Below are 19126 nucleotides of genomic sequence, written 5' to 3' on the forward strand. Positions count from 1 at the left end.
CACCAAAGCGAAAGGCCCCTTCCGGCGGAAGGGGCCTTTTCACTGGGCCGCGGGACCGTGCCAGCGTCCGACCAGTTCGTCCGGCGGTGTGATCCCCAGCAGGTCGCAGAGCCGCCCGACCTGGTGGTCGACCAGGTCGCCCAACGACTTCGGGCGGCCGTAGAACGCGGGCATCAGCGGCGCGATGATCCCGCCCATCTCGGTCACCTGGGTCATCGCCCGCAGGTGCCCCAGGTGCAACGGCGTCTCGCGCAACGCGACCACGAGCTTCCGCCGCTCCTTCAACGTCACGTCGGCCGCCCGCACCAGCAGGCTGTCGTTCTGCGACCAGGCGATGGCCCCGAGCGAACGCACCGAGCACGGCAGCACGACCATGGCGTCGACCGGGAACGACCCGCTCGAGATCGGCGCGGCGATGTCACCGGGCCGGTAGGTGAAATCGGCCAGGGACGCGACCGACGCAGGCGTCCAGTCCGTCTCGAAGGAGATCGTCTGCCGGGCCGCCGGCGTGACGACCAGGTGCGTCTCGACCTCCGGCATCCCCTTGAGGATCTCCAGCAGCCGGATGCCGTAGATCGCGCCGCTGGAGCCGGACATCCCGACCACCAGCCGGAACGGCTCAGTCATGCTTCGCCCGCCTCCGCTCGGCCTGCTGCTCCTTGACCACCTCGACCGGGCTGCGCCGGGCCTCCTCCTCGACCAGCTTCCGCCACTCGGTCAGCGAGACGTCCGGGCGGTACAGCCGTTCCGGCGGGGCGTCGGTGACCTCGACCATCAGGCGGTCCTCGTCGTTGAACATGCCGTGGAACACCCAGCGGGCCCACGTCCAGTAGTAGAACCAGAACTTCCGGTTGCGCCACTTGCCCTTGCTCATCACGGCGAGCTGGACGTACGTGTGGTCCTCCGCGGTCGCGGCCACCCACCACTCGAAGTGCGACCACTCCTCGTACTTCACCCGCAACGTGCCCGGCAGCCGCAGCGACACCTTCGTCTTGTTGCCTTCGCGCCGGCGGTACCACTTCTTCTTCGGGAAGTCGCCGAGGCCGGGGAACGAGGCGCTGTAGTGCATCTTGTCCTTGCGGCGGGTGATCCACGGCCCGTCGCGGATCACCTTCATCTCGCTCCACACCGGCATCTTGACGCGCTTGGTCCACAGAGCGTTGCGGTGCAGCCATTTCGCGTGGCCGTCGTCGAAGCCGTTCTCCGCGCCGAAGCGCCAGTTGCCGTCCCGCACGGTGATGCGGCCGACCACCAGCGCGGCCGGGTCGAGCAGTTCCTCCGGGACGTCGTCGGCGAGCGGGCGCGCCGGGCCGTCGCCCAGCCACAGCCAGACCAGGCCGCGCGCTTCTTCGACCGGGTACGTGCGCACGGTGACCTTGCCGCAGATCGGCGACTCCGGGCCGTCGGTGATCGCCGCGACCAGCACGCCGGTCTCCAGGTCGAACGTCCAGCCGTGGTAGCAGCAGCTCCACGTGCCGGGGAACTCCTGCGACGACATCTCGTGGCTCAGCGGGACCCCGCGGTGCGGGCACCGGTCGTGCAGCGCGCGGACCGCGCCGCCGTCGCGCACGAGCATGATCTGCTCGCCGAGCACCTTGATCGCCCGCGGCTTGCGGCCCACCTTCCGCGACCACGCCACGGGGTACCAGTACTCGCGGAACCCGAGCGCGGCCGCCTCGTACCGCGGCCAGGTGGACCAGTCGCGGCGGCCGGGGCCGCCGATGTTCGCCTGCCTCCGGGCCGGGCGGACGTCGTCGTCGACGGTGTCGGTCATCTGTTGTCTCCTCGGCTGCTCGCGGGCGGTTCACGCAGTTCGGCGCGCTGCCGGGTGGTCACGTCCACCACGACGCCGACCAGCAGGTCGACCAGCCGGCGCATGGCGGGCAGGTCCGCGACCCCCATGGAAAACCCTTCGAACGGGCTCGGTTCGGCCGCCGGCGGCAGGCCGATCCGCGCGGTCGGGATGCCGTGGCGGCGCAGCACGCCGCCGTCTGACAGGCCGCTGCCCGGCTTGCCCGGGACGTGCGGCCGGCCCTCGACGTCTTCCCAGGCCCGGATCAGCCGGGTCACCACCGGGCTGTCCGGCGATGTGGCCGAACCGGCCTGGCCGGCCACGAGCTCGACCTCGACGTCCACGGCGGGCTCGGCCGCGCGCAGCTCGGCGACGACCGCCTCGAACTGCCCGGCCACGTCGTTGACCGTGGTGCGCGGGTTGACCCGCAGGTCGACCCAGAACTCGCAGGTCGCCGGGTTGAACGCCGGCTTGGTGCCGTCGCCGGCCCGGATCGCGGTGACCGCGCCCTGCGGCGCGACCTGCCCGGACGAGTTGCGCGCGGTGTACTCGGCGAACCAGCTTTCCAGCGAGCCGACCATCCGCGCGGCCGCGACGATCGCGTTGCTGTAGTGGCCCTTGTGCCGGCTGCCGGTGTAGCCGACCGCACCGCGCACGACGACGCGGAAGATCGCGAACCCGACCTCTTCGTGCACGACCGAGTAGCCCGGCTTGAGCACGATCGCCAGGTCCGAGGAGCACTGGCCGTGGTCCATCAGGAACTGGGTGCCGACGTGCATGCCCGAGTTGCGCCGCGACGACAGCTCCCCGGCCAGCACCGGCATGCTGCCGCCGACCAGCGCGACGACCAGCTGCCCGTCGAGCGGGACGCCGGAGCGGTGCACGGCGAGCGCGGCGGCCAGCGCGCAGCCGGCGAACGCCTTGGGGTTCTCCGCGCCGAGCCCGACGATCTTGTCGCCGAAGCGCTGCGCGGGCAGCGTGAAGTCGGGCCGGGGCCGCTCCCCCAGCCAGGGCGCGTCCTCCGGCCCGGGCGCGAACGCGGTGTCCAGCGGCGCCAGCAGGAGCAGCTGCGCGCCCGCCCGGCCGGTGCCGACGCGGGTGACGAGGTTGGCCTGGCGCTCGTCGATCGCCTGCAGCCGGCTGTCGAGCCCCGCCGACGTCATCACGTCGCGGAAGTACTCGGCCAGCTCGCGCTCGCAGCCGGTCGGGCTGGGGATGTCGGTGGCCGCCTGGCACAGCAGGGCCAGCTCGTCTTCGTCGACCTCGGCGCGGGCGGCCTTGACCCACTCCCGCTGCCAGCCGGACAGCTTCGTGATGTCCGGGTCGAGGGCGTCCGGCGTCATGACGTCTTGATCTCGGTGCCGGTCACGTGGTGGTGGCCCCACAGGCTGGTCGGCCCGGCCAGCTGGCGCGTCGACCAGTCGGCGGTGTCGACGTCCATGCCGTCCCAGCCGTACTCGATCTCCCAGCCCGACGGCGTCTCGAGGTAGAACGAGACGGCCCGGTCGTTGGTGTGCCTGCCGAGCGTGCGGGTGACGATGCCGCGGTCGAAGGCGACGTCGATGGTCGCGCCGACGTCGTCGAGCGTGGTCGTCTCCAGCATGATGTGCCGCAGGCCGGGCTCGTCGGTGTCCACCAGCGCGATGGAGTGGTGGCGCGGGTTGCAGTGCAGGAACGCGATGAAGCCCTTGAAGGTGTCGCTGACCCCGAAGCCGAGCGTGTCGACCAGGAACGCCAGCGTCTCGGCGTAGTTCTTCACGCCCACGACGGCGTGGCCCATCCCGTGCTCTCCGGTGCGGTAGCCGGTGAGCGCCCGGGTCAGGCGCAACGGCCGGAAGTCGGCTTCCTGGCCGTAGCACAGCTCGTGCCGCAGGCCCGACGGGTCTTCGAGCCAGGCCATGCCCGCGACGCGCCGGTCGGCGCACTCGGCGGCCGTCGCCCGGGTGACCGCGGCACCGGCTGACGTCAGCTCGTGCTCGAGCGCGGCCAGGTCGGCGGCGCTCGCCACCTCCCAGCCCAGCCAGGTCAGCGCCTCGGCGTCGCCGGCGCGGATGTCGAAGCGGTAGGCGCGCTCGTCCATGCGGAGCAGCAGGCGGTCGTCCCCGCGCTCTCCCGGGAGTCCCAGGACTTCCGCGCCGAACTCCGCCCACGCCGGCAGGTCTCTTGTGGACAGTCCGACGTAGGCGAGACTGCGGATGCGCATGGGGTTCGTCCTCCTGCTGGTCACTCCGCACTGCCCAGGAAGCCGAGGACCACGCGGTCGTGCTCCTCGGGCTGCTCCCACTGGGGCCAGTGCGCGGCGTCGGCGACACAGTGGAAGGCCGCGCCGGGGATGAGTTTCGCGATCCGGCGGCCCACGTCGGGCCCGCTGCCGGGGTTGTGGTCCGACCACAGCACCAGCGTCGGCACGCTCACCGCCGCGAGCCGGTCCTCGGAGATCCGGCGGTTCGGCCCGGAGCCGAACCCGAAGGAGTTCTCGAACACCGTGCGCAGCGCGGCGTTCGTCGCCGGCTCGGCGTAGATGCGGCGGCGGACCTCGACCAGCTCGTCGGTGACGCGGTCGGGGGTGGCCATCAGCCATTCCAGCCGGGTGCGGATCGTCTCCGGCGTCGGGTTCTCGATGGCGGCCAGCGACCGGGCACGCAGGGCCTCGCGCCCTTCGGCGGGCCGCTCGTTCACTGAGCCCGGCGCCCACTTGATGCCCGCGGTGGTGTTGAGCACCAGCTTCCCGACGCGCTCGGGGTGCTCCAGCGCGAGGGTCAGGGCGACCCAGCCGCCGAGCGACTCACCCTCGACGTGCGCGCGCTCGATGCCTTGCGAGTCCAGGAGGTCGAGCACCTGCTCGACGTACGTCCCGACGGCGTCGTGGGTGAACTCCGGCTTGGCGGAGCAGCCGTGCCAGAGCAGGTCCACCGCCATCGCCCGGTAGTGCCCGCCGAGCCGGTTGACGTTGCGAGCGTAGGCCTCGGCGTGCCCGCCGACGCCGTGCAGCAGCACGAGCGCCTCGCCGTCACCGGATTCGATGACACGGGTGCGGTACTTTTCGCCGAGGTAATGGGACTGGCTGCCCAGCAGGTCGGTCCAGATGGTCACCTCGGTCACTCCCAACGGGTCGGCGGGCCCGGCCGGGACCGGTGTTTCGTGGCAGGGGCGGCAGGACTCGAACCTGCAACCGTCGGTGTTGGAAACCGCTGCTCTGGCCAATTGAGAGCTACACCCCTTCGCGACCGGTTTCCCGGTGCGAGATCATTGTGCGACGGAACTTTTGGGGAAGTTCCTAGCTTGCCGTCACGGCGAACCGGTCCGGCGTGAAAACGTCGACCAGCGGGTCGGGCGCGCCGTCGACGATGCGGGCCGCCAGTGCCTTGCCGAACAGTGGTGCCAGGGTCACCCCGGCGCTGGCGACGGCCTCGTAGTACCCCGGCACGGCCGACAACGGCCCCACGCTCGGCAGTTCGTCCCGCGCGCACCGCGCGTCGACCACCTCGGCCGCGCGGACGGTCGCCGTGCCCAGCAGCGGCACCACCTTCGCCGCCCGGTCCAGCAGGTCCTTCACGAACTCCGGGTCGGGCGTCCCCGACCGCGGGGGCAGCCCGCGGTCGACGCGGTCCGAGCGCAGGACCACCCGCCCCGGCCCGTCCGGGCGGATGCTGACCTCGGGCGCGCGCAGGATGTACTCGAGCGGGTCGCCGTCGACGAGCAGGTGGGCGATCAGGCTGCGCCGCGGCGCCCCGAGGAACGGGCGGGCGCCGGCCAGGGCGCCGATCTCGTCCGCGGCCGAACCGGTGGCGTTGACCACGACGTCGGCCTCGATCCGGCGGCCGTCCGCGAGGCCGGCCCCGCCCGACACCGACGTCACCTCGGCGTTCAAGTCCAGCGTGGCCCCGAGGGAGACCGCCTGGTCCAGGAGGTGGCGGGTGAAGGCGACCGCGTCGATCCAGCCCTCGGCCGGCAGGAAGGCGACCGGTCCCGCCGACGGCAGGACCACGGACGAGCCGTCCGGGACCTGCCGCTCGACCGGGCAGCCCCACTCTTCGAGCTGGGCGAGGTAGCCGGTGAACGACTCGTCGTCGGTCCACGCCACCGTCCCGGTGCGGTGCCACCAGGGCGCGGAGTCCCCGGCCAGCGCCGTGTGCTCGTCGATGCCGGCCTGGTTCAGCTCGAAGTAGGCCTTGGGGAAGCGCCGGTAGGCCGTCGCCGTGGCGAACCCGACCTCCGTGGTGCCGGCGGCGGGCCGGTCCGCGCGGTCGACGCAGTGCACGCGCGCCCCGCGCTTCGCGAGGTGGTAGGTCACCGCGGCGCCGATGACCCCGGCACCGATCACGACCACCTTCGGCGTGGCCATCAGTAGAGGCCTTCCGGCGCGGCCTGGCTCACCTGCAGGGGGCGGACGTTGTAGACGCCGTCCACCGGCCACTCGCCCTTGGTGTCGTAGCGGGTCGCCTCGTCGCGCTCCAGCAGGTTCGGCAGGAAGAGGTCTTCGTGGAGCACGGTCAGCTTCAACTGTCCATTGTCGACGTTCACGCGGAAGTCCGAAGGGTCCACAACGGACATCGTCACCTGCGGGTACGTCGGCGCGTAGGGGAGGATCGCGCCGCCGTCCTCGGGGTGCAGGCTCACGGCGTTGCCGAAGGTGTTGCCGTAGCCCGACCGCACGAGCCCGCCGTCCAGCGCCTTGACGAAGTCCTGGTACATCCGCGGGCTCATGTGCGTGCCGCCGAGCCGGACGCCGTCGAGCGCGGCGACCAGCTCGGGGTGCCGCGCGATCAGCTTCTGCAGCAACGCGGGTGTCGTGTTGAGGTAGTGGACGTGCTGCGAGCGCAGGATGTCGACGATCTGGCCGAGCACGTGGTCGGTGTACTCCCCCAGTTCCTTCATCTTGCCGGCGCGGATGAGCTGCTTGATCCACCGCGGGTCCATGTCGATGCCGTAGACGAGCCCGGCCAGCTGCTCGGACAGCTCGATCGCGCCGTTGCCGATCTGGTGCGGCCCGCTCGGCGTCGCCTGCAGCCAGGTCCGGCCCGCCTGGTAGCCGTCGAAGAGGTACGACCAGCGGCGCCACTCGACGCGGTGGGTCATCATGTCTTCGGTGTAGAACACCCGCACGGGGTCGCCGGTGGTGCCGCCGGACTCCCAGACGCGCCCGGTCAGCGGGCGCGGGACGATGCGCGGCACCAGGTCGCCGGGGTCCATGCCGCGCAGGTCGCCGGGCGGGAACGGGCCGAACTCGGCGAGCTGGTCATAGCGCGTGATGTCCCTCGGGTCGAAGGACAGCTCGGTCGCCCGCTTCAGCCAGTACGGGCTGCCGAGCTCCGGGTTGAAGTGCCGCCGCACCACGTGCCGCGTCCACGCGTCGAGGTCGAGGGACAACCAGTGGTCGGTCAGGCTGGCACGTTCGTGCGTGCGGGTGCTCACGGTCTCTCCTTGCTTCACGGGGCGACGAGGTCGACGGCGTAGTCGTAGATCGCGGTCATGGCTTCGGTGACGTGGTGCGGCTCGGTGATGCGCACGACGGGGAACGGGAAGTCGAGCACGCCGGCGGGCAGCGTCGGCCCGAGCACGAAGGCGAGCCGGACCCCCTGGGCCTTCATCCCGGCGCACACGTGCGGCAGACTCATCGTGGTGGTCTTGTTGCGCTGGAACAGATCCCGGACCTCGGCCGCCGTCGTCAGCGCGCGTTCCTCGAGGAAGGAGCACACCGGGATCCGCGGGTCGGCGACCGGCATGGCCGCCACGGTCGGCGCCATGAAGTCCGTCGCGTACTGGCGCAGCGGGGAGTGCACCGCGAACGGCTGGCCGTCGATGACGCTGATCATGCCGGGCGGGCTCTGCGCGACCAGCTTTTCGAGGGCCTCGGCCGTGCCGCTGAGCATGAGCAGCCGGGCGGTCCCGTTCGCCAGCACCCCGAAGTCGCCGCCGAGGTACACGCCGGGCCGCCGGGCGCCGTAGTAGAACGTCGGGTCCTCGGTGACCGGGAGGAACGCGATGGCCGCGCCCTGGGCCGGCGGTGCCGGGTCGGGCACGGGCGTCTTCGCTTCGCGCAGCAGCAGGTCGAACAGCATCCGTCGGTCGACCGCGCCGGCCACCGAGCTCGCGATCAGCCCGCCGAGGCTGATCCCGCCCGCGACACCGGGGTGGACGCCGGACTCGGCGAGCACGTCGTGGATGCCCAGCGCCAGCGCGGCCAGGCGGGTGCCGGCCAGGCTGAACCGGTCGTGGTCGCCGCGGGGCTCGAACTCGCCGCGCAGCAGGGTGCGCGGTTCGAGGCCGGTCCAGTCGCGGACCTCTTCGTAGGTCCGGCGCATGGCCGGGTACGCCTCGTACAGGTTCGCGCCGTGCTCCGGGTCGGGATCGGAGATGTTCGCGCCGAAGAGATACCCCAGAGTCACCGAATTCCCCTAACGAACGTTTCCGAGCGGCTGCCGCGACGCTACGCACCCCCTTGCGCGCGGAACCGGGCTAGCATGGGGGCTCTAGGCGATTCCTCAGCTCCGGGCGCGGGACTCTTTAAGAGTTCCCCCAGGGTTGGCTTGCTAGGGCGGCTATCGCGCGTCCGCCCGGTGGGAAAAAGCTGGCAGCCGGCCCGTCCAGGCTCGTCACCCTATTCGCCGGAGGTATCAGAACGTGGAGTATGGCGTCTCGCTGTTGCCGGACTGCGACCCGGAGACCACGACCGCCTCGCAGTACTTCCAGGATGTGCTGCAGGTCAGTGTGCTCGCCGATCAGCTCGGCCTGAACTACGTCAAGATGACCGAGCACTACCTGCGCTCCTACGGCGGATATTCCCCCAGCCCGCTGGCTTTCCTGTCGGCCGTGGCCGCGCGCACCGAGTCGATCCGCCTGATGACCGGCGGCATCCAGGCCTCCTTCCACCACCCCATCCAGATCGCCGCGCACGCGGCCCAGGTCGACGTGATGAGCGGCGGCCGCCTGGACGTCGGCTTCGCGCGGGCCTTCCTGCCGTACGAGTTCGAGGCCTTCGGCGTCGACATGGACACCAGCCGAGAGCGGTTCCTCGCCACGATCGAAGCCGTCGTGCGGCTGTGGCGCGAAACGGACGTCACCGAGAAGACGCCGTTCTTCGAGTACGAGAACGCGAATTCGCTGCCGGCCCCGGTCCAGCAGCCCGGCCCGCCCGTGTGGGTGGCCGCGCTGGCGACCCCGGCGAGCTTCGACTGGACCGGCCGCAAGGGCTTCAACCTGCTGATCAGCTCGACCCAGCTGAACGAGATGGCCCGCAAGCGCGAGTACGTCGAGCTGTACCGCACCGCGTTCCTCGAGGAGCACGGCGATTCCGGCCGCAAGCCGAAGTTCGCGGTGAGCATCCCGCTGCTGATCGCGGACACCGACGAAGAGGCCCGCGACCTGGCCGTGCCGTTCATGGTGAAGTCGTTCAACGCCTTCAAGGAGGCGATCCTCTCCTGGCACAACGTCGAATCGCCCGCGTACGAGGGCTACACCGCGATGGCGCGGCAGATGGCGAGCTTCGACCTGGAGACGGACGGCCTGGAGGCCAAGGCCGTCGTCGGCTCGCCCGACACGGTGCTGGGCCGGATCGAAGAGGTCCGCGACGTGCTCGGCCCCGACGTCATCCTGTGGAACCTCGACTTCGGCGGCCAGTCGGCCGAGACCATGTCCCGGACGCTGACCCTGTTCGCGGACAAGGTGATGCCCGCGCTCGGATGACCCCTCCCCAGGGGCGGAAGCGAAAGGACCCGGCGGCCGCGAGGCCACCGGGTCCTTTCGTCGGTGCGGCGTCAGCCGCTGAAGCCGAGGCCGCCCTGGGCGGCGATCATCGTGAGGCGGATGCCGCGCAGCGCCTTCTCCAGGCCGGGCGCGACCTCGCCGACGCGGTCGGTCAGCTCCTCGATGCGGTCCTTGTACTCGCCCTTGCTCTCCTTGCGCGTCACCACGCTCGGGACCGTGCCGGCGGCGGCGAGCGCGACGAGCGCGGCGTCGTCCGCGCCGATCTCGGCGGCCGGGGTCGAGCCGTGCAGCACCTCGACGGCGTGCTCCTGCAGCGCCTTCGCGATGGCGGGGTCGGTGACGGTCACGTGCGTCTTCGGCACGACGCCGAGGACCTTCTTCTCCTCGACCGTCAGGAGCTTCTGCTCGACGAGCTGCTCCTCGATGTCATCGAGGGTCTCCTTGTAGTCGTGGCGGATCCACGACTTCCAGCTGCGCTTCTCGTTGCCGATCTGCGCCAGCAGCTTGTCCAGCACCGGGTCGCCGGTCGGGTCCGCCTTGACCAGCACGGCGTCGCCGTCTTCGTCGGCGATGTTGCCGCGCAGCGCCAGCTCGGTCAGCACGCCGGCGCGGGTCAGGAACGCGGTGCGGGTGCGGTCGTAGAGGTCTTCCTTCTCGACGTCGTAGGCGAGGAGGTAGGCACGGTAGTGGACGGCGGTCGGCGTGTCGGTCATGTCGGTCACCCGTTTCTGTGTCGGTCGTCGGTACGGGCCGGGATCCCCGCGTCCGGCCGGATTTCCCCCTGGCGGACGCGCCTGGCATTGCGTACTACCCGATCTTGGCGGATCGAACCCTCGCGAAAAACGGCCAAAGGTTGACAGTCGGTGACGGAAGGTTGTCGGCTCACAACCTTAGTTGTTCCGGCGAGCCCGCCGGCCCGGCCTTAGCAGTCTGCCTAGAGGTCGGCCGATCGGGTGGACCCGCGGGCGGTGGGCCGGTTAAGAGAAAGGGGCCAGTGTCTTTCTTCCGCCACACTATCCGCAATGGACGGCTCATGACCGCTCGAAGTGTCAAGCGTGGGGTGCTGCTCCTCTCCCTCCTCGGCCTGATCGCCCCGGCGGTGCCCGCCGGCGCCGCCCCGCGGCCCGCCGCGGCCGTGTCGGCCCTGCAGCAGATCGTGCCCGCCCCGGTGTCGGTGACCGCGGACCCGGCCGTGAGCTACCGGCTCGGCGCCGCGACGACCGTGTTCACCTCCGCCGGCGCCGACGCGCGCCAGGTCGGCGACTACCTCGCCGGGCTGCTGCGCCCGGCGACCCGGCTGCCGGTCCCCGTGGTGCCCGTCGGGCCGTGGCTGCCCAGGACGCTGCCCGGCATCTCGCTGCTGCTCGGCGGGGCGGACCCCCGCGTCGGCGACGAGGGCTACCAGCTCGACACCTCCGCGACCGGCGTGACCATCCGGGCGGCGAAGCCCGCCGGGCTGTTCAACGGCGTGCAGACGCTGCGCCAGCTGCTGCCCGCCTCGCTCACCGGGACGCTCACGGTGCCCGGCGGCCACATCCTCGACTACCCGCGCTACGCCTACCGCGGCGCGATGCTCGACGTCGCCCGGCACTTCCTGCCGGTGGCGGACGTGAAGAAGTACCTCGACGACATCGCGCTGTACAAGGTCAACAACCTGCACCTCCACCTCACCGACGACCAGGGCTGGCGGCTGCAGATCGACGGCTGGCCGAACCTGACGGCCAAGGGCGCGAGCACCGGCTCGGGCGGCGGTGCCGGCGGCTTCTACACCCAGGCCCAGTATCGCGACATCGTCTCCTACGCCCAGAGCCGGCACATCACGATCGTGCCGGAGGTCGACATGCCGTCGCACTTCGGCGCCGCGCTGGCGTCGTACGCCGAGCTCAACTGCGACGGCGTCGCGGGGCCGGTCTACACCGGGCTCACCCCCGCGCCGCGGTCGGACCTGTGCGTGACCAAGCCGGTCACCTACAAGTTCATCAACGACGTGCTCACGCAGGTCGCGGCGCTGACCCCGGGCGACTACCTCGACGTCGGCGGCGACGAGATCCAGGACCTCGACGACGCGCAGTACACGGCGTTCATGGCGAAGATCGCGCCGATGGTGGCCAAGCTCGGCAAGAAGCTGCTGGGCTGGGCGGAGATGCTGACGGCGACCCCGCCGAAGGGCGTGACCGGCGAGTTCTGGATCTACGACGGCACCCAGAACGAGGTCGGCCAGGCCAGCCAGAAGGGCGCCAAGCTGATCATGGCGCCGTGCGTCTACACCTACCTGGACATGAAGTACGCCCCCGGTGTCCCGGCGGACACCGGCCTCGACTGGGCCGGGACCATCAGCGTCCAGGCGGCGTACGGCTGGGACCCGACGGCGGTGGTGCCGGGCGCGCTGAACGCCAACATCTCGGGCGTCGAAGCTCCCTTGTGGACGGACACCGTGAAGAGCCTGGACGACGTGCGGTACCTGGCGTTCCCGCGGCTGCCCGCGATCGCCGAGATCGGCTGGTCCTCGCAGGCGAGCCACGACTGGACGTCGTTCTCGGCGCGGCTGGCCGCGCAGGGCCCGCGCTGGACGGCACTGGGCGTGAAGTACTACGCGGCCCCGGAAATCCCGTGGCCGAAGAACTGACCCGGCGGGAGAAGCCCACCATGGCGAACAAGGACGGGCAGGTCTGGGAGGCCTACTGGAAGGACCTCCCGGACCGCGCGGGCGCGGCCTTCTGGGACTGCGCGCCCGCCGAGGGCGCGGCGGCGCACGCGGAGCTGTTCAAGGCCCACTTCGACCCCGCGCTCCCGCTAGTCGACCTGGGCTGCGGCAACGGGACCCAGACGAAGTACCTGGCCGGGCTGTACGACCGGGTCGTCGGGGTGGACATCGCGGAAGCCGCGCTGAACCGGGCGCGGACGGAGAACCCCGCGCCCAACGTCTCGTACGAGCTGCTGGACGTGCTCGACGACACGGCCGTGGCCGCGTTCCGCGCGCGCTACGGCGACGTGAACATCTACCTGTCGGGCGTCATCCACCAGCTGCCGGTGGACCGGCGGGTGACGTGCACGCGCAACCTGGCCGCGCTGGCCGGGGCGCGCGGGTGCGTGTTCAACCAGGAGCTGACCCCGGCGAGCTACACGTACATGCAGCAGCTGATCGCCGACCCGGCGAACGACCTGCCGAAGCTGGAGCGGGTGTCGATCTACTTCGGCATCGGCCTCCAGCCGGCGGCGGGCGAGGCGGAGCTGGAGACGGTCTACGAGCTGGGCGGCTTCTCCATCGTGGACGGCGGCGAGCTGCTGCTGCGCACCACGGAAACCCTGGCGGACGGCTCGAGCCTGAACCTGCCGACGCACTACGTCATCGCGCGCGGCTGAACACGGAGAAAGGGGCGGTCCCGACCCCGGGACCGCCCTTTTCCCGTCCCGGGTCAGTGCGCGGCGGCCAGCTTGGCGCGGTCGGTCTTGCCGTTCGCCGTGCGGGGCAGTTCCGCCGCCGTGACGACCTCGTCGACGATCATGTACTTCGGCAGGTGTGCCGCGCAGTGGGCCTTCATCCCCAGCAGCGTCACGCGCTCGCCGGGACGCGGGACGACCACCGCGCGCAGCCGCGCGTCGATGCCCGCGCCCGCGACCACCACCGCCACCTCGGCGACCGCCGGGTGCCGGGCCAGGGCCGTCTCGACCTCGCCCAGCTCGATCCGGTGGCCGCGCAGCTTGACCATCGCGTCGCGGCGGCCGGCGTACTCCAGCTCGCCCGCCGCGTCGTACCGGCCGAGGTCGCCCGTCCGGTAGCCGCCGAGCTGCGGGGCCGCGCCCCAGTAGCCGAGCATGACCGTCGGACCCTCGACGACGATCTCGCCGTCCGCCAGCGTCAGCGTCGCGCCCGAGCACGCCCGCCCGATCGGCAGGGCGCCGGTCCGCGAGAGATCGGCGGAGGTCACCTCGTAGCTCGTGACGACGTTCGTCTCGGTCGGGCCGTACCAGTTGAACAGCCGCACCTCCGGCCACGCGCGGCGCAGCGCCTGGACCCCGGCGATCGGGAACGGCTCCCCGGCGAACACGCAGACCCGCAAGGACGCCGGAGCGGGCCGGTCCAGCAGCCCGCCGTGCCGCATCATCAGCACCAGCGCCGAGGGCACCGAGTACCAGACGGTGATCCCGCGGCCGTGCAGGAAGTCCGTCAGCTCCGCGGGTGAGTAGGACAGGTCCGAACCCGCCAGGTCCACCGACGCCCCGGCGGAGAACGCGCCGTAGAGGTCGAACACCGACAGGTCGAAGTTGAACGGCGCGTGGTTGGCCAGCCGGTCCCCCGCGTGCAGCCCGGTCTCCGCGACGGCCCATTCCACGAACGCGAGCGCGTTGCGGTGGCTGATCAGGACGCCCTTCGGCGCGCCGGTCGAGCCGGACGTGTAGAGGATGTAGGCGGGCTCGTCCGGGCCGACGCGCTCGGGAACCACCGAACCGTCGCTTGTGGACAGTGCCTCGAACGAGCTGAGCGGCGGCGGGTTCGGGCCCCAGTCGGCCGCCGTGCCGGTGACCACCAGCGCGGGTGTGCAGCTGTCGGCGATGAGCCGCACCCGGGACACCGGGTTGGACGGCGCGACCGGCACGTAGACCGCGCCCAGCCGCAGTGCCGCCTGCATGAGCGCCACCACTTCGACGCTCTTCTCCGCCCAGATCAGCACCCGGTCACCGCGGCGGACCCCGGCGGCGCGCAGCCCGGCGGCCTGGCGGGCGGCCAGCTCGTCGAGTTCGCGGTAGGTGACGGTGGTGTCGCCGCAGTGCACGGCCGGGGCGTCCGGAGTGCGCTCGGCGGCGGTGAGGATCAGCTCGTGCAGCATCACAACCCCAGTTCCATCGCGACCAGCTGCCGTTGTACGTCGGAAGCGCCGGAAAAGATCGTCCCGCCGATCGCGTCCCGCAAGGCGGCCTCGACGCCGTGCTCGCGCAGGTAGCCCCGGCTGCCGAACAGCTGGACGGCGTCGGTCGCGCTCGCGACCGTCCCTTCGGACACCGCGAGCTTCGACAACGCCGCGAACAGCGTCGCGTCCTCGCCCGCGTCAAGGGCCCAGCACGCCCGGTACAGCAGCAGCCGGGCGCTTTCGGCCCGCAGCTTCATCTCCACGACCCGGTTGGACACCGACTGGAACTCCGCGAGCCGCTTGCCGAACTGGCGGCGGCCGCGCACGTGGTCGCGGCACCGCGCGATCAGCCGGTCCTGCACGCCGAGGTACAGCGCGAAGAGGCAGGCACGCTCCCAGCCCATCGAGTGCTGGAAGATCGCCGAGCCCTGGCCGGGTTCGCCGAGCACGGCGTCCGCCGGGACGAAGCAGTCGGTGAAGGTGATCTCGCCGGCCACGCAGCCTTCCATGCCCAGCTTGCCGAACGGCTCGCCGCGCGTGATGCCCGGCAGATCGGCGTCGAGCGCGAAGGCCGTGATGCCCCAGTGGCCGGCATCCGGGTCGGTGACCGCGTAGGTGACCAGGACGTCGGCGACCGGGCCGTTGCTGACGAAGCTCTTGACGCCGTTCAGGACGAACCCGCCGTCGACGGCCGTCGCCGTGGTCCGCAGCGCCCCGACGTCCGACCCCGCTTCCGGCTCGGTCATCGCGTTGCCCGCGATCAGGTCTCCGGCGGCGAGGCCGGGCAGCAGCCGCTCGCGCAGGGCCTGCGTGCCGAAGCCGACGATCGGCATCGTGCAGGCGAACAGGTGCGCGGCCGCGCCGAAGACGAGACCGGTGTCCGGACAGCCCTGGCCGGCGGCTTCGAAGACGCGCGCGGTCTCCAGCGCGGTGAGGCCGCCGCCGCCGTGCTCGGCGGGCACGCTGGCGCCCAGGACGCCGAACTTGCCGAGCAGGGCCCACTTCTCGCGGCTGAAGACGTACTCGGGCTCGGCCGGGAACGCCGCGCGCGTGTCGGCCAAGGTCCGGTCGTAGCGCTGCCGCTGGTCCGCGGTCCAGCCGAACTCCATCCGCCACCTCCACGAGTGTCCGCGCCCGAGGCTAACGGCCGGATGTCTGGCGAAATCCCTGAATGCGCGCTGCGACCATGGCCGGTGTGACCCGACACGTCGTGCTCTGCACCCTGCCCGGCCACGGCCACGTGACCCCCGTCCTGGACGTCCTCGGCGAGCTGGTCCGGCGCGGCCACCGGGTCACCGTCGCGACCGGCAGCGCGTTCGCCGGCCGGATCGCGGCGACGGGCGCCCGGCCGCTCGGCTACGACGAGCCGGCCGGCGACCCGGGCTCGCACCGGCTGGCGGCCGCGCTGACCGGCGCGTCCAGCTGCCTGGCGCCGCTGGAGCCGGTGCGGAAGCTGCTGGCGGAAGACCCGCCGGACGTGCTCGCCTTCGACTCGACGATGTGGATCGCGGGCCGGGTGCTCGCCCACGACGTCACCTGCCCGACCGTGCAGCTCTCGGCGTGTTTCGCGTCCAACGAGCACTATTCGCTGCCCGCGCACGTCGCGCGGTACCCGGCTCCCGAGTCCACTGAGGACTCTTACGACTTCCTCGCCGACCTCGAGGCCCTGCTGTCGGCCGAGGCCCCGGGCCGGACGCCGGAGCAGTTCCTCGACGACGGCGGCGATCACAAGCTGGTCCTCATCCCCCGCGGGTTCCAGTACGCGGGCGAGACGTTCGACGAGCGGCACACGTTCACCGGCCCGTGCTTCGGCCCGCAGCGACCGCTGACGGGCTGGGAACCGCCGTCGAACGGGAACCCGGTGCTGCTGGTCTCCCTGGGCACGTCGGCGTTCAACGACCAGCCGGACTTCTTCCGCCAGTGCGCCCGCGCGTTCGCGGACCTGCCGTGGAACCTGGTGATGACCCTGGGCGGCGGCGTGGATCCCGCGTCGCTGGGAGCGCTGCCCCCGAACATCGAGGCACGACAGTGGGTTCCGCACCCGGCGGTGCTGCGGCACGCGTCGGCGTTCGTGACGTCGGCGGGCATGGGCAGCGTGATGGAGGCGTTCTACTGCGGGACACCGCTGGTCCTGGTCCCGATGCACGGCGAGCAGGAGGTCAACACGGAGCGGGTCGTGGAGCTGGGCCTCGGCGTCCGGCTCCCGCGCGAGCAGGTGACCCCGGAGTCGGTTCGCGACGCGGTCCTCGCGGTGGCGGCCGACGACGAGATCGGCGCCCGCACGCGGGCCATGCGCGACCACACGCGCGAAGGCGGCGGCGCCGTCACAGCCGCCGACCGCATCCTCGGCCTGACGTCGTGAGTGTTCAGGGCGGTCGGAACCGCCCTGAACACTCACGACCAGCCGCGGCGGACCCGCTCAGCCGGAGTCGCGCTTGCCCATCAGGGAGAACGCCACCACCAGGGCCACCGCGACCCACGTCAGCAGCGTGCCGCCGCCGGTGAGCGGGCCGAGGTAGGTCGCGGAGTCCGTCTTGAGCTGGGCCGTGCTCAGCTGCTCCGCCGCCGACGCCGGGAAGTAGGCCAGGATGTCGCGCTGGACCCACGCCGGCAGGAACGCGCCCAGGATCGCCGGGGCGAAGATGAAGCCGATCGCCGTCGCGATGGCGCCCGCCGCGCTGCGGAACATCACGCCGAACGCCAGCGCCAGCAACGCGAACGCCGCCATCTCCGCGCCCCAGCCGAGCAGGCTGCGCAGCACGCCCGGGCCGCCGAGGCCGAGCGTCGGGATGTCCGGGTTGATGCCGAGGACGAGCTGGCCGATGAAGAACGCCGCCGCCGCGAACACCGTGCCGAGCACGAAGGACAGCAGCCCGACGACCACGGCCTTCGAGATGAGGACCCGGCCGCGGTGCGGGGTGATGGCCAGGGTCAGGCGCATCATCCCGGTCGAGTACTCGCCGGACACGGCGAGCGCGCCGAGCACCGACAGCAGGATCAGGCCGAGGTTCATCCCGACCATGCTGGTGCCGGCCGCGTCGAAGTCGATGCGCTGCTCGCCGGGCAGGTTCTTGTAGTCCTGTTCGGTCAGGAAGCTGAACAGCACGGAGAACCCGACGCTGACCACCGCCGCGGCGATGACGACGAGCCAGGTCGACCGGACCGACCGGAGCTTGGTCCACTCCGCGGTGAGCGTGTTCGTGATGCCGGGCGAGGTCTTCGCCGCCGGCAGGGCAGCCGTTGCCGTCGTCACGTCACTCACTCCCTTCCGCCGCGAGCGCGCGGGCCGTCTCGAGAACCTTGTGCTCCTCCGGCGGCGCGCCGTTGTGGGAGCGGTACTGCACGCTGTCCTTGGTGAGGTCCATGAACGCGGCCTCGAGGCTCGCGCGGACCGGCGTCAGCTCGTGCAACCCGAGCCGGCGTTCCAGGGCCAGGTCACCGATCTCCGGCGCGTCCATGCCGACGACGTTGAGCGAACCGTCGTCCAGCTTGGTCACCTTGCCGCCCGCGCGCTCGAGCGCTTCGGCGAGCTCGGCGGCCTGCGGCGAGACCACGTGGACGTGGCTGCGCGCGCTGCGCTGGGTGAAGTCGGTGATCGGCATGTCGGCGATCAGCTCGCCGCGGCCGATCACGATGACGTGCGCGGCGGTCTCTTCCATCTCGTTCATCAGGTGGCTGGACACGAAGACCGTCCGCCCTTCGGCGGCGAGGTCCTGCATCAGCGTCCTGATCCAGAAGATGCCTTCCGGGTCGAGGCCGTTGACCGGCTCGTCGAACAGCAGCGTCGGCGGGTCGCCCAGCAGGGCCGTGGCGATGCCGAGCCGCTGGTACATGCCGAGGGAGAAGTTCCCCACCTTCTTGCCCGCGACGTCGGTGAGGCCGACGGTGTCGAGCACCTCGTCGACGCGCTTGCGGGGGATGCCGCCGGCCTGCGCCACCCACTGCAGGTGCCGGTACGCCGTGCGGGAGCCCTGGACGGCCTTCGCGTCGAGCAGCGCGCCCACCTCGCGCATCGGCGCGGGCAGGTCGCGGTAGGCCTTGCCGTTGACCGTGACCGAGCCACCGCTCGGGGTGTCCAGGCCGAGGATCATCCGCATGGTGGTCGACTTGCCGGCCCCGTTCGGGCCCAGGAAACCGGTCACGACGCCAGGCTTGATGTCGAAGGACAAGCCGTGGACGGCGGTCGTGTCCCCGTATCGCTTCGTCAGATCTCGTGCTGTGATCAAGCGCTTGCTCCGTATTCGATCCTGGATATCGCTGTACCTGGCTACCAGTCAACCGGCTGTTCCCCCGGCCGGGCTACTGCAGAAGGTCGCTTGTCACCGCAACCAAAGTTGCAACCCCCGTACCAGCGTGATCGTCCCAGCACCGGGAGCGACCCGCAACCCGGGCAACGTCAACTTTCGATGGTCGGAAGACGACTTTCGAGGACTCACAACGCTGTGCGGCGTGTGCTTGAATCGATCACAAGAGATTTCGTCGACCCTCGTTCCAAAGGAGTTTCAAATGGCGAAAGACCAAGGTGGACGGCCGTTCGTTTCCCTCGTCATGGGATTGATTCTCGTCGCGGGCGGGATCGCGATCATCATCAACGCGGGCCAGCACACGATCGGCGTGGTCGGCGGCGGCGTGACGATAGTGGTGGGACTGCTGTTCTTCGTCCGCAGCGCGACGGCGCGCCGCACGACGGCCCAGGGGAGGCGCCGCTTCTTCATCTCCTGAAAACGACCGCGGCGGAACTCGGCGGCCGTCCTGGTGTCCTTTGTCGGGGAAGGAC

Annotated in this window: 18 protein-coding genes and 1 tRNA gene; 5 read left to right on the forward strand and 14 right to left on the reverse strand. The window is 71.3% G+C overall.

The window, feature by feature from the left end; translation table 11 throughout:
• Nucleotides 1–39: 39 nt before the first annotated feature.
• The 9 genes from ACYVLJ_RS27215 to ACYVLJ_RS27255 all read right to left on the reverse strand — a co-directional run bounded on the left by ACYVLJ_RS27215 (nt 40) and on the right by ACYVLJ_RS27255 (nt 8181).
• Nucleotides 40–627: a UbiX family flavin prenyltransferase gene (locus ACYVLJ_RS27215; RefSeq protein ID WP_460440819.1), complete on the reverse strand. Its 588-nt coding sequence runs from the start codon at nt 625–627 to the stop codon at nt 40–42.
• The gene (locus ACYVLJ_RS27220) at nt 620–1774 is read right to left on the reverse strand and encodes a Rieske 2Fe-2S domain-containing protein (RefSeq protein WP_460440820.1); all 1155 of its coding nucleotides are present in this window, start codon (nt 1772–1774) and stop codon (nt 620–622) included. Before ACYVLJ_RS27220 ends, ACYVLJ_RS27215 begins: the two co-directional genes overlap by 8 nt.
• The gene (locus ACYVLJ_RS27225) at nt 1771–3135 is read right to left on the reverse strand and encodes a M20 family metallopeptidase (RefSeq protein ID WP_460440821.1); all 1365 of its coding nucleotides are present in this window, start codon (nt 3133–3135) and stop codon (nt 1771–1773) included. The genes ACYVLJ_RS27220 and ACYVLJ_RS27225 overlap by 4 nt, the downstream gene beginning before the upstream one ends.
• Entirely contained in the window at nt 3132–3995 is an 864-nt protein-coding gene (locus ACYVLJ_RS27230; protein WP_460440822.1) for a VOC family protein, read from the reverse strand. The genes ACYVLJ_RS27225 and ACYVLJ_RS27230 overlap by 4 nt, the downstream gene beginning before the upstream one ends.
• A gap of 20 nt (nt 3996–4015) precedes the next feature.
• Entirely contained in the window at nt 4016–4885 is an 870-nt protein-coding gene (locus ACYVLJ_RS27235) for an alpha/beta fold hydrolase (protein WP_460440823.1), read from the reverse strand.
• Nucleotides 4886–4934: 49 nt separating this feature from the next.
• Nucleotides 4935–5013: transfer RNA gene (locus ACYVLJ_RS27240), tRNA-Trp, on the reverse strand.
• Nucleotides 5014–5069: 56 nt separating this feature from the next.
• Nucleotides 5070–6137 carry an NAD(P)/FAD-dependent oxidoreductase gene (locus ACYVLJ_RS27245; RefSeq protein ID WP_460440824.1) on the reverse strand — a complete coding sequence of 356 codons (1068 nt, stop codon included), beginning with the start codon at nt 6135–6137 and terminating at the stop codon, nt 5070–5072.
• Nucleotides 6137–7207 (reverse strand): hypothetical protein, encoded by a 1071-nt coding sequence (locus tag ACYVLJ_RS27250; protein WP_451988738.1) that lies wholly within the window; start codon nt 7205–7207, stop codon nt 6137–6139. Before ACYVLJ_RS27250 ends, ACYVLJ_RS27245 begins: the two co-directional genes overlap by 1 nt.
• A 14-nt stretch (nt 7208–7221) precedes the next feature.
• Complete coding sequence (locus ACYVLJ_RS27255; RefSeq protein ID WP_460440825.1) at nt 7222–8181, reverse strand: hypothetical protein; 960 nt, start codon at nt 8179–8181, stop codon at nt 7222–7224.
• A gap of 235 nt (nt 8182–8416) precedes the next feature.
• Here ACYVLJ_RS27255 and ACYVLJ_RS27260 point away from each other — a divergent pair, with 235 nt between their 5' ends.
• Entirely contained in the window at nt 8417–9478 is a 1062-nt protein-coding gene (locus tag ACYVLJ_RS27260; protein ID WP_460440826.1) for an LLM class flavin-dependent oxidoreductase, read from the forward strand.
• A 71-nt stretch (nt 9479–9549) separates the two neighbouring features.
• Here the strand turns inward: ACYVLJ_RS27260 and ACYVLJ_RS27265 are convergent, their stop codons facing one another.
• Nucleotides 9550–10212, reverse strand: coding sequence for a GOLPH3/VPS74 family protein (locus tag ACYVLJ_RS27265; protein ID WP_460440827.1), 663 nt, complete (start codon nt 10210–10212; stop codon nt 9550–9552).
• Between the two features lie 320 nt (nt 10213–10532).
• Between ACYVLJ_RS27265 and ACYVLJ_RS27270 the strand changes: the two genes are divergently transcribed.
• Both ACYVLJ_RS27270 and ACYVLJ_RS27275 read left to right on the forward strand, forming a co-directional pair.
• Nucleotides 10533–12125, forward strand: coding sequence for a beta-N-acetylhexosaminidase (locus ACYVLJ_RS27270; RefSeq protein WP_460440828.1), 1593 nt, complete (start codon nt 10533–10535; stop codon nt 12123–12125).
• Nucleotides 12110–12862, forward strand: a complete 753-nt coding sequence (locus ACYVLJ_RS27275) for a class I SAM-dependent methyltransferase (RefSeq protein ID WP_451988733.1) — start codon at nt 12110–12112, stop codon at nt 12860–12862. The genes ACYVLJ_RS27270 and ACYVLJ_RS27275 overlap by 16 nt, the downstream gene beginning before the upstream one ends.
• Nucleotides 12863–12915: 53 nt before the next feature.
• On the opposite strand, the gene ACYVLJ_RS27280 is transcribed toward ACYVLJ_RS27275, so the two are convergent.
• The gene (locus tag ACYVLJ_RS27280; protein ID WP_460440829.1) at nt 12916–14328 is read right to left on the reverse strand and encodes an acyl-CoA synthetase family protein; all 1413 of its coding nucleotides are present in this window, start codon (nt 14326–14328) and stop codon (nt 12916–12918) included.
• Nucleotides 14328–15458: an acyl-CoA dehydrogenase family protein gene (locus ACYVLJ_RS27285; protein WP_451988731.1), complete on the reverse strand. Its 1131-nt coding sequence runs from the start codon at nt 15456–15458 to the stop codon at nt 14328–14330. The genes ACYVLJ_RS27280 and ACYVLJ_RS27285 overlap by 1 nt, the downstream gene beginning before the upstream one ends.
• Before the next feature lie 86 nt (nt 15459–15544).
• On the opposite strand from ACYVLJ_RS27285, the gene ACYVLJ_RS27290 reads away from it, so the two are divergent.
• Nucleotides 15545–16711 carry a macrolide family glycosyltransferase gene (locus tag ACYVLJ_RS27290; protein ID WP_460440830.1) on the forward strand — a complete coding sequence of 389 codons (1167 nt, stop codon included), beginning with the start codon at nt 15545–15547 and terminating at the stop codon, nt 16709–16711.
• Nucleotides 16712–16768: 57 nt separating this feature from the next.
• Here ACYVLJ_RS27290 and ACYVLJ_RS27295 read toward each other — a convergent pair whose 3' ends face one another.
• Nucleotides 16769–17602, reverse strand: a complete 834-nt coding sequence (locus tag ACYVLJ_RS27295) for an ABC transporter permease (protein WP_451979010.1) — start codon at nt 17600–17602, stop codon at nt 16769–16771.
• A 1-nt stretch (nt 17603) separates the two neighbouring features.
• Nucleotides 17604–18575, reverse strand: coding sequence for an ABC transporter ATP-binding protein (locus tag ACYVLJ_RS27300; protein ID WP_451979007.1), 972 nt, complete (start codon nt 18573–18575; stop codon nt 17604–17606).
• Between ACYVLJ_RS27300 and ACYVLJ_RS27305 the strand changes: the two genes are divergently transcribed.
• The gene (locus ACYVLJ_RS27305) at nt 18505–19071 is read left to right on the forward strand and encodes a hypothetical protein (RefSeq protein ID WP_460440863.1); all 567 of its coding nucleotides are present in this window, start codon (nt 18505–18507) and stop codon (nt 19069–19071) included. The two genes, ACYVLJ_RS27300 and ACYVLJ_RS27305, sit on opposite strands and share 71 nt — an antisense overlap.
• The last annotated feature ends 55 nt before the right edge of the window (nt 19072–19126 follow it).

This window comes from Amycolatopsis stemonae (assembly GCF_054781455.1).